Here is a 7,339-nt window from a genome sequence, read left to right on the forward strand (position 1 = left end):
TTCAAATCTTCTACGACGCCGTTTCCGGAATATTATATTTTAAATGTGTCTGATGGCGACGGAACACAAGCAAAAATTGGAATTATTGGATTGACTTTGCCATTTAACAAAGTGCCTTATGTACATTATACCGATCCGATACAAACCGCAAAAAAGTTATATAATGAGATAAAAGATTCGGTTGATGTTGTTATCGCATTGACGCATTTGGACCTTGAAGATGATATTAAACTTGCAAAAGAAATCCCAGCTTTAGGGTTGATTATGGGTGGCCATGAGCATGACATGCAGTTTGAAAAAGTAGGCGATGTATATATTACAAAAGCCCATGCCAATGCAAAAACAGCTTATGTCAATACCTTGCGATTGGATAAAAAGAACGGGAAATTAAAAGTGTCTCCAGAATTGAGATATATTAATCAAACTATACCATTGGATGATTATACGAATACGATAGTTGAAAAATGGGTGAAAATTGCCAATGAAAATTACAGTTCCTTAGGTTTTGATGCTGAGAATATTGTAATAGAAAAAAACGAACCGCTTGAAGGTAGAGAAGTTGTTATTAGGATGCAACCAAGCAATTTAACCGAACTTGTCATTCGTGCCATGGAAGTAGCAGCACCTTCTGCCGATGTTGTACTTCTTAATGCCGGAGCCATTCGTGTTGATGATATTTTGCATGCGCCGGTTTCCGAATATGATATTTTGCGCGCAATGCCTTTTGGGGGCGAAATACGAGAGGTCGAAATGACAGGAAGTTTGCTAAATCAGGTTTTGGATGTAGGCGAAAGCAATCGGGGAATTGGTGGTTATCTGTTGCGAAATTCAACATTAAATAAAATAGATGACAAGTGGTATTTGGCAGAAGATGAGCTTGATGAAAATAAAACATACCGTGTGGCCATGCTTGGTTTTTTACTAACGGGAATGGAGGCTAATTTAGATTTTTTAACAGAAAATCATTCAGGGATACTTAAGGCATATCCTATTCAAACAGCCATCGATCATCCGCAATCGGACATCCGATTGGCACTCATTCAATACTTAAAAAGTTTAGAAAATTAAGTCTGTCATTTATATATGTTACTAAAGGAACAAGGTTATTTAAATCGTGTTCCTTTTGTTATTATTATGTGAATCGTATCGGGAAATCTATCAATTTTAGATATCTTAACGCCTTTAATATTTAAAATTTAAAAACCACTTTTTATGAATATTACAGCAGCCTATACCGATCTTTATCAACTTACTATGGCTCAGGTGTATTTTGAGACCAAACCTGATGGACGTGCCGTTTTTGATTATTATTTTAGAAATAATCCTTTTAATGGCGGGTATTCAATTTTTGCAGGATTGGAAGATGTGCTCAATATTTTTGAAACGCTAAGTTTTTCGTCTTCTGATGTGGCTTATTTGGAGCAACACGGATTTTCAAAAGATTTTTTGGATTATCTAAAAGATTTTCGCTTTCGAGGCACTATTTATTCAAGTAAAGAAGGTGATGTTGTTTTTCCAAACCGTCCTATCTTGCAGGTAGAAGCCAATATTATTGAAGCACAAATTATAGAAACCTTATTGTTGAACATTCTCAATTTTCAAACCTTGATTGCTACAAAGGCCAGCCGAATCAGATATAGTGCAAAAAATGAAATGTTATTGGATATGGGCTTGCGTCGTGCACATGCTACAGGTGGCTATTATGCCTCAAGAGCTGCGGTAATTGGGGGTTTTGATAGTACAAGTAATGTCAAAGCGGCGGAGGATTATAATATTCCATCTTCGGGTACCATGGCGCATTCATTTATTCAAAGTTATGAAGATGAGTTAGTGGCTTTCAGGGATTTTGCAAAGTACCGACCTAAAAATTGTGTGCTTCTGATTGACACTTATAACACCCTTAAAAGCGGATTGCCAAATGCCATAACCGTTGCCAAAGAAATGGAAGCGACTGGTAATAAATTACTAGGTGTGCGTTTGGATAGTGGCGATTTATCGTATTTGGCCAAGAAAACTAGAAAAATATTGGATGATGCTAATTTAGGTTATGTCAAAATTGTAGCTTCCAATCAGTTGGATGAATATGTCATCAAAAGTTTAAAAGAACAAGGTGCGCCTATTGATATTTATGGCGTGGGAACAAATTTGGCCACCGGAAAACCTGATGCAGCTTTGGATGGCGTTTATAAATTATCGGAATTTAATGGCGAACCGCGCATCAAGCTCTCAGAAAATATTATTAAAGTGTCGCTTCCATACAAAAAGCAAGTGTATAGAATGCTCGATCAAAACGGGATGTTTTATGGTGCCGATGCTGTGGCACGGGCCTCAGAGCAAAATGTTGAAGAAATGATACACACTTATGATGCTACAAAAAGCTTGAACCTTACGCGCTTTGCCCATGAAGCACTTCTCGAAAAAGTGATGGAGAATGGTAGGAAGACGAATCCTGCACGATCGGTTGCTGAAATTGCATCGTATTCAAAATCACGCTTAGAGAAACTTCCGGAAGAATTTAAGCGTTTTCAAAATCCGCATATTTATAAAATTGGTCTCAGCAGTTCGCTCAAACAAGAACGTGATGCTTTGGTTTTAAAACATAAATTTTAAAAAAATTAATTGGTCGTTTGTTGATTGGTATTGATCCCAATATCAGGCGTCACTTGGTTGTTAAAGATGACATGTTTGATTAATTTTACAAAACATAATAAAATAAAAAGCATTTATGAAAACTTTGCTCATCATTGATGTACAAAATGATTTTATGCCAGGTGGCGCTTTGGCAGTTCCTGATGGAGATAAAATAGTGCCGATCATTAATCGTATTCAACATAAATTTGATTTGGTCGTTGCAGCACAAGATTGGCATCCCAAAGATCATGTAAGTTTTGCATCCAATCATGAAGGAAAAAAAGAATTTGATGAAATTCAGCTTCATGGCAAATCACAAACCTTATGGCCCGACCACTGTGTTCAAGGTACTGAGGGCGCAAAGTTTCATGCTGATCTTAACACCGAAAAATGGGAAGCTATTTTTAGAAAAGGTATGGACAAAACCATTGATAGTTACAGTGCTTTTTATGACAATGGCCATTTGAAATCAACAGGATTAAGTGGTTATTTAAGAGAAAAAGGAACGACACAACTTTTTCTATGTGGTCTTGCGGGCGATATTTGTGTTTACTTTTCTGCGCATGATGCTTTTAAAGAAGGATATGCCTGTTTTTTTATTGAAGATGCTTCGCAACCGTTAGATTATGAAGCGTTTAAAGAAAGAAAGAAAACTATGGAATATCTGGGGATTCAGGTTATTTCATCCGATACTATATAAATCAACATATCAAATATCAAATCTGTAAAAACCGTTGGTTCTGAAATCTTGGAGCATTACCGTTGGTAAAGTTTCAATTTCCTCTTTTGATGGCTTATATTTGTTGGATTTCTTATTAATTAACAATCTCAAAAATTATAACTTGAACGTTTTAACGAAGCCGATCATTCAATCTTTTTAAATTCTTCATATGAAAACCTTTTCCTATAACTCCTTTGCCCTTGCTTTTCTGCTTTTATGTATAATTCCATCTATGAGATCACAGGTTTTGAGCAATTCGCAAATTGATAGCCTTGTTCAGAAAACTATGACCACGTTTAATGTGCCTGGAATGGCTGTTGCGGTGTTGAAAGATGGAAAAATGTACCATAAAAATACTTATGGCATTAGTTCAGTAAAAACCAATGCACCGGTTAATGAAAATACACTCTTTGGTGTTGCTTCTAATACTAAAGCATTTACAGCGGCAGCGTTGGGACAATTGGTCGATCAAAAGAAAATTAAGTGGGACACTAAAGTCAATGATATCATTCCAGAATTTAAATTGTATGATCCTTATGTTACCAGTGAATTTACCATACGTGATCTTTTGACGCATCGCAGTGGGTTAGGACTTGGTGCTGGCGATTTGATGGTGTTTCCGGCCACAAATACAACAACGATGGAAGAAATGATCCATAATATGAGGTATTTAAAACCGGTCTCTTCGTTCCGATCCAAGTATGATTATGATAACTTACTTTATATTATTGCAGGCGAAATTGTAGCGCGAGTGTCAAATACATCGTATGACGACTATATTGCAAATCATTTTTTTAAACCGCTTGGAATGACCCGTTCGTTACTGTCAATGGCTGAAATTGATGCTGATAACAATCGTATTGATGGCCATTCACCTGTAGATGGAAAACTGCAAACTACAGGTTATACGTTTACGCAAATAGCAACGCCTGCTGGAGGGATATATGCTTCCATCAATGATATGGGCAAATGGGTGCAAGCACTTTTAGATGAAGGGAAATACGGCCCAGAACTTCAAGACAGTTTGTTTACCAAAGCAACGTATAAAGAATTATTAACACCGCAAACTTTGGTCAGATCTGGAAAAGGTCATTACAATACACACTTTACAGCGTATGGTTTAGGGTTCTTTTTAAGTGATGTAAATGGCTATTTTCAAGCGACGCACACTGGTGGTTTATTGGGAATTGTAAGCCAAGTGGTCTTTTTGCCAGAACTTGAACTTGGGATTATCGTATTGACCAATCAAGAAAGTGGAGCCGCGTTTAATGCGATTTCAAATTCAATTAAGGATGGCTATTTCGCAATAAAAGGCCAAGATCGGATTAAAGAGTATAATGATCGTCGTTTGGAAAGTGAGCGTAAAGCCGATAGTATCGTTGCTGCAGTTGACCGCGATATTGCAGCACAGCTTAAAAATAAAAAGACACTTCCCGATCCTGCAGATTATGTCGGAACATATAACGATTCGTGGTTTGGAGATGTGATTATCAGTCACCAAAACAAAAATCTTCATTTCAAGGCTTCAAAATTGTCCGATTTAACCGGAACTATGTCTTTTTATAAAGGTACAACCTATGCGGTACGTTGGAATGATCCTTCACTTAAAGCCGATGCTTTTGTGACATTCAGTTTGGATATTGAAGGCAAAGCCAACGGATTTACCATGAGTCCAATTTCGCCATTGACCGATTTTAGTTATAATTATCAGGATTTGGATTTTAAAAGAGTTGATTAATTAAATGATTTAAAATAGATAAAACATGTTACAGAATATTGCAAGATTAGGTTTGTCATTTTTAGTGTTTGGAGGCGTTTTAAGTTGCGCAGAAGAAGTGAAAAAAGAAACCGATTATTTAGCCGATGAAATAGGAGCGGTCAAGACCCAATTTGCTCCAGATAAAAGAGTGGCTCTTTTTGATGTCAATGCCGATAAAAATGGCAGCGTTTATGTTTTAAAAGGACAAAGTAATTTGCCAGAGGCGGTTGAAACTCTAAAAAATGACCTTAAAGAAGCACAAATTGAGTATATAGATAGTATCCAACTTTTGCCGGCATCAAAATTGGCCGATAAAATAAGAGGATTGGTGACGATATCTGTTGCCAATTTGAGAAGTCAACCAAAACATTCGGCAGAATTGGCTACTCAGGCAACGTTGGGAACTCCTGTTAAAATTTTGAAAAACGAAGATTCTTGGACGTTAATCCAAACGCCCGACAAGTATTTGTCATGGGTAGATCATGGCGGTGTTGAGCCAATTACCGAAGCCGAACTTGAGCGCTGGAAAACTGCCCCAAAATTGATTTATACAAACATCAACGGAAGTAGTTACTCAGAGCCTGATGCAAAATCGCAAGTTGTTTCCGATATCGTGGCAGGTGGGATTTTAGAAATTCTAGGTGAAGAAAAAGGATTTTATAAAGTAGCTTATCCTGATAAAAGGATAGCATTTATCAATAAAAACGAAGCAGATATTTATGAATCTTGGATATCACATGCAGATCCGTCACAAGAAAATTTGGTTGCAACTTCAAAAAAATTAATGGGTTTGCCTTATTTATGGGGAGGTACATCACCAAAAGGCGTGGATTGCAGTGGTTTTACAAAAACTATCTATTTTTTAAATGGCATTGTTTTACCACGAGATGCTTCACAACAAATACATACCGGTGAAAAAATTGACGATACTAAAAATTTCGAGAATCTTCTTCCTGGCGATTTGTTGTTTTTTGGAGTTCCAGCTACCGAAACTTCACCTGAAAGAGTTGTTCATGTAGGTATGTGGATTGGAAATAATGAGTTTATCCACTCGGCAGGACGGGTTAAAATCAATAGTGTTGATAAAGATGCGCCAAATTATGATGCCTATAATGTTAACCGCTATTTACGTACCAAACGTCCATTGAGCTCTGACTTAGGTGGTTTGATTGATTTAAAGACAAAGCCGATGTTATAATTTATTTCATTCTATGAATGAAATAGGAATGAAATATTTATCCATCAAATCTAAATTATGACGTTTTTAAGGTTTTCTAAACCATGGTTATTGTTCATCATTTTGGTCTGCCCATCTTTAATAGCGCAGGTACAAGAAATTGAATGTGCAATAACAAAAATTACAGATGAAAGAGATTTTACCGAAAATATTCCAGGAGAAACCATGGGTCAAAAACTGGAAAGTTTGCTGTTTTGGTCACAAGAAGAAAAGGAGCGCCGATTTCCCATAATGCAAAGTATCTATCCGAGTATTGCTGTAGCTGCAGGGTCTGAAGTTTATGCTTATCAAGAAAACGAAAACTTGATCCCGAAATGGGACAACAAAACCAATCTGCAATCCTATATTGAAGAAAATCGTATTGGTGGTCTTATCGTTATAAAAGATAATGTAAAACGATTAGAAGTTTATGCTGATGGGATTGATGAAAACACGTTGTGGACGTCCTATTCTGTGGCCAAATCCATTTCATCTTTGTTGGTAGGCGTGGCATTAAAAGATGGATTTATAAAAAGTTTGGATGATGTTTTAGAAAACTATATTCCAGAATTTATAGGATATGATTACGGGAAAGTGACGGTCCGTCAACTCTTGACCATGACTTCTGGTATTGCGTGGAATGAGGATTATGTCGATCCAAATTCGGATGTGGCACAAATGTATTTAAAGCCTTGTGAAGGAGAAGAGGCGCATATTCTAACTTACATGAAAGCACTTAAGGCCGTTGGTAAAGCAGGTGAAAAGTGGAATTACAGTACCGGGGAAACCGATTTGGTAGGCATTCTTATCCAAAAGGCGACCGGAAAAAGTTTGGCAGAATATCTTTCCGAAAAAGTTTGGAAACCTTTAGGGATGCAACAATGTGGGTATTGGATAACAGATGAATGTAGCGGAATGAATATTGGTGGAAGTGGATTATCTGCTAGTTTAAGGGATTTTGCGCGTTTGGGAACTTTAATGCTCAATGACGGAAAAATTGGAAATGAAAGTG

General features: G+C 36.9%; 6 protein-coding genes. All 6 read left to right on the forward strand.

The window, feature by feature from the left end; all coding sequences use genetic code 11:
• Positions 1-1,068: 5'-nucleotidase C-terminal domain-containing protein (locus VNJ50_RS11510; protein ID WP_325582005.1), on the forward strand; the 1,068-nt coding region annotated here is incomplete at its 5' end.
• Between the two features lie 144 nt (positions 1,069-1,212).
• A complete protein-coding gene (locus VNJ50_RS11515) occupies positions 1,213-2,610 on the forward strand; it encodes a nicotinate phosphoribosyltransferase (RefSeq protein ID WP_325582007.1) in 1,398 nt (465 codons plus the stop codon).
• 115 nt (positions 2,611-2,725) lie between these two features.
• The gene (gene pncA, locus VNJ50_RS11520; RefSeq protein ID WP_325582008.1) at positions 2,726-3,331 is read left to right on the forward strand and encodes a bifunctional nicotinamidase/pyrazinamidase; all 606 of its coding nucleotides are present in this window, start codon (positions 2,726-2,728) and stop codon (positions 3,329-3,331) included.
• A 253-nt stretch (positions 3,332-3,584) separates the two neighbouring features.
• A complete protein-coding gene (locus VNJ50_RS11525; protein WP_325582010.1) occupies positions 3,585-5,090 on the forward strand; it encodes a serine hydrolase in 1,506 nt (501 codons plus the stop codon).
• A 25-nt stretch (positions 5,091-5,115) separates the two neighbouring features.
• Positions 5,116-6,309: an SH3 domain-containing C40 family peptidase gene (locus VNJ50_RS11530; RefSeq protein ID WP_325582012.1), complete on the forward strand. Its 1,194-nt coding sequence runs from the start codon at positions 5,116-5,118 to the stop codon at positions 6,307-6,309.
• Positions 6,310-6,366: 57 nt separating this feature from the next.
• The coding region (locus VNJ50_RS11535) for a serine hydrolase (RefSeq protein WP_325582014.1) at positions 6,367-7,339 on the forward strand (973 nt) is incomplete at its 3' end.

This window comes from Gelidibacter sp. (genome assembly GCF_035577925.1).
In the GTDB taxonomy this organism is placed as follows: domain Bacteria; phylum Bacteroidota; class Bacteroidia; order Flavobacteriales; family Flavobacteriaceae; genus Gelidibacter.